Source organism: Bacillus sp. MUM 13 (assembly GCF_001866725.1).
GTDB lineage: Bacteria > Bacillota > Bacilli > Bacillales > DSM-1321 > Peribacillus.
On record NZ_MLYQ01000091.1, the window covers coordinates 1 to 3,378 of the forward strand.

The 3,378-nt window shown below is 38.3% G+C and carries 3 protein-coding genes; 1 reads left to right on the forward strand and 2 read right to left on the reverse strand.

Annotated elements, in window-relative coordinates; translation table 11 throughout:
• Positions 1-355: 355 nt before the first annotated feature.
• The gene (locus BIV59_RS18485) at positions 356-535 is read left to right on the forward strand and encodes a hypothetical protein (RefSeq protein ID WP_071352935.1); all 180 of its coding nucleotides are present in this window, start codon (positions 356-358) and stop codon (positions 533-535) included.
• 285 nt (positions 536-820) lie between these two features.
• Here BIV59_RS18485 and BIV59_RS18490 read toward each other — a convergent pair whose 3' ends face one another.
• On the reverse strand, positions 821-1,816 hold the full coding sequence (locus BIV59_RS18490; RefSeq protein WP_071352936.1) for a DMT family transporter: 996 nt from the start codon (positions 1,814-1,816) through the stop codon (positions 821-823).
• Between the two features lie 247 nt (positions 1,817-2,063).
• Complete coding sequence (locus BIV59_RS18495) at positions 2,064-3,155, reverse strand: branched-chain amino acid aminotransferase (protein WP_071352937.1); 1,092 nt, start codon at positions 3,153-3,155, stop codon at positions 2,064-2,066.
• Positions 3,156-3,378 lie beyond the last annotated feature (223 nt).

Below are 3,378 nucleotides of genomic sequence, written 5' to 3' on the forward strand. Positions count from 1 at the left end.
AATCGAGAGAATGACGCAGCAGTATTCAGTCCCGGTGATCAGTGCTAAATTTTTTTTAAAGGAATGCACGAAACATTCTCATAACACCAAAGGAGATGGTTAGATTGATTGTAATCAGCAGCCAATGGAATCGAGAGAATGACGCAGCAGTATTCAGTCCCGGTGATCAGTGCTAGATTTTTTTAAAAGGAAAGGCGGAAAAACATTCTCTGCCCCAAAGGAGATGGTTAGATTGATTGTAATCAGCAGCCAATGGAATCATGAGAATGACGCAGCAGTATTCAGTCCCGGTGATTACGCCTAGTTTTAAGAATATTCATCATTTCTTCATTCTCAGCTAAAGGAGATGATTACTGTGAACATCAACCCTAGCCAGTGGAACAAAGAAAATGACGCAGCAATTAACAGTCCAGGTGATATTGATCATTCTTCAATATCAAAAAATTTACTGAGCGTTACTGCATTTGAAATGTCTCAATCTAAAAATGACACTCCCGAATATGACATATATGGCACTGTTTTGAACGATTTGTAAAAATTTAATCCAGTTTTACAGAAATAAACAAGCCTATCTGCTGTTAAACTTTAAGTTTAGCTGCAGATAGGCTTGTTACGGTTTCGTGTTATGCCCTGTTAAATAAAGAATAGTTTTTAGGAGCTCTTTCCTTCTGTTAAGCAGGTTTTTCTATAAGATTAGTACTTTCTAATTTTGAATACGGGCTCGGCGCCAATCCATTGAGCATTCTATCACATTTGGGGAATCTGACACGATTTTCTCTGCTTTTTGGATACTAATGTTCCCCCTCCCTGTTTTTATTCATCAAGCATTTATCTTCGTTCTTGCCTTATCATCCATCCCGGAATATCGAACAGCTTTTTCATGCCTGGAGGATATAATACTATGAAGAATCATACCCAAAATGACAAGTCCTAATCCAGACAGTGAGCTAACTGATGGAAAAGGTGTTCCGATAAATATCATCTCTCCTATTAAAGCAAATACAATTTCAGCTGATTGTGTCGCTTCTACCCCGCTTAACAGTCTAACATCTTCTTTGACCAGATCTGTAGCTGCAAAAAATAATACTGTTGCACAAACACCGGAAAGTATGGCGACTAGACCCGATTGCAGTACTTGATTTTTAGCTGGCAGGCCTTCTTTGAAAAGTCCGTAAACAAATAGAATTATCCAAAATGGCAGGCTTGCAAGTGTCATTCCAAGCACTCTTTGATAGGCATCTAAGTTCCCTTTACAAACCTCCATCATCTTCCGGTTGCCTAAGGGATAAGCAAATGATGCTATTAAAATGGGAATTATACAAAGTAAGAAGTCCTTTAAAGAAAGCTTTGAAGCATGATCATATTGCATAACCATTATTCCCAGTAAAATAATGAAAGACATAGAGAGTCCTTTTAAAGGGATTTTTTCCCGGGTTTTTACTAAGCCTGATGGTGTTTCGCGAATATTTATGAATAGCGGGGCCAAAAGAGATCCAGAGATGATTGTTATTTGCCAGGTGCCTGCTATCAGCCAGCCTGGACTGTAGGCAGAAGCTATGCAAAGAGGTGCATAGAATAGGACAAAGCCAACAAAACTCCATATTACCCACTGTAAAAGCTGCTTTCTCATTTCCTTCAAGAGCTGAATGAAATTTCCCCTGAATAAAACAATAATAAGAAGTAAAGGAACCATAAATAAGTAACGCAGTGAAGCGCTCCAAATCCAGCTTCCCCCTGAAATATCCATCATTCTATTTAGTACAAACGTAAAGGCAAAAAAGAATGCTGCGCCAATTCCAAGGATTATCGCACGCAAGTGATCCCTCCTAGCGATAGCTTTTTTTATAGCTTTAAAATGACATTGTCGATACATAGCTGGTTTTCTTCACCCTGAAAGAAGTGTTCTGGTTTTCTTCACCCTGAAAGAAGTGTTAATGTTAAGGCATGATTCAAAAACAGGCATGTTTAACGGAGCATAAGCCCCATACGCATTTGTATGGGGCTGTTTGCGCTTGTTATAAATCCGCTTAAACCGCATGATCCATTAGTTTGAACGCGTCCATTTATTTTACAGATTCTGCAGTCAATACTTTTGTTACCCAGCCCAGCGGATCAGGTTCAGTTCCAATTTGAATTCCTGTAAGGGAATCATAAAGCTTTTTAGAAATCTCGCCTGTTTCCCCGTTGTTGATGACCATTTTTTCTTCATTCCAGAGAAATTCACCAATTGGCGATATTACAGCCGCTGTGCCTGTGCCGAACGCCTCTTCCAATTTCCCTTCATGATAGGCATCGCGAATTTCTGCCATTGATATTTTTCTCTCTGCAACAGGAATATTCCAATGGTTAAGCAGCTCGATTATAGACGTTCTGGTAACTCCCTGAAGAATGCTTCCGTTCAATTCCGGTGTAATAATTTCTCCGTTTATTTTAAAGAAGACATTCATGCTTCCTACTTCTTCGACGTATTTCTTTTCAACACCATCAAGCCATAATACCTGCGAATATCCCATTCTTGCGGAAACTTCTTGTGCCTTTAGCGATGAGGCATAATTTCCTCCAGTTTTTGCTTCACCTGTACCTCCGCTGACGGCGCGTGTAAATTCTGTCTCCACAGCTATTTTAACCGGATGTATACCTTCTTTATAATATGAGCCCACAGGGGACATAATGATAATGAATTTGTAGCTGTCCGATGGAGCTACACCAAGATATGGTTCTGTAGAGATGACAAAAGGGCGTATGTAAAGAGATGTGCCTGGTGCCTCAGGAACCCACTCATTATCAACCTTAATCAGTTTTTTAAGTGCTTCTAAAACAAAATTTACGTCTAATTGAGGAATGCAAAGACGGTCATTAGATTTATTTAGCCTTTGGAAATTTTTCTCAGGCCTGAATAGTACAATATCTTTATCTTGGTTTAAATAAGCTTTCATTCCTTCAAATACGGATTGCCCATAATGAAAAATCATAGCTGAAGGATCTAGAGACAGCGGCTGGTAAGGGATGATCCGAGGGTCATGCCACCCTTCTCCTCTGGTGTAATCCATGATAAACATATGGTCTGTAAAAACCTTCCCAAATTCCAGGGTTTGCGAAGAAGGCTTTTCCTTTTTGTCTTTGTTCATGGTGATTTCAATATCTAATTGTGTCATTGCCAAAACTCCTTGTTGAATAATTTAGTTGTGAAGGTTTTATCAAACAATCTATAAAAGTCATTTTACTCCTAAGTGGCCAGAATATTCAACCATTAATTATTAAATTTTCGGAATTTTAAAACTTTTATACATATTTCAAAAAAACTATATTCAAATATTACTATTGGTTTAATATTGTCTTGGTATTTAGCTTAAAAATTCTTTTAATGCAGGAAATTGC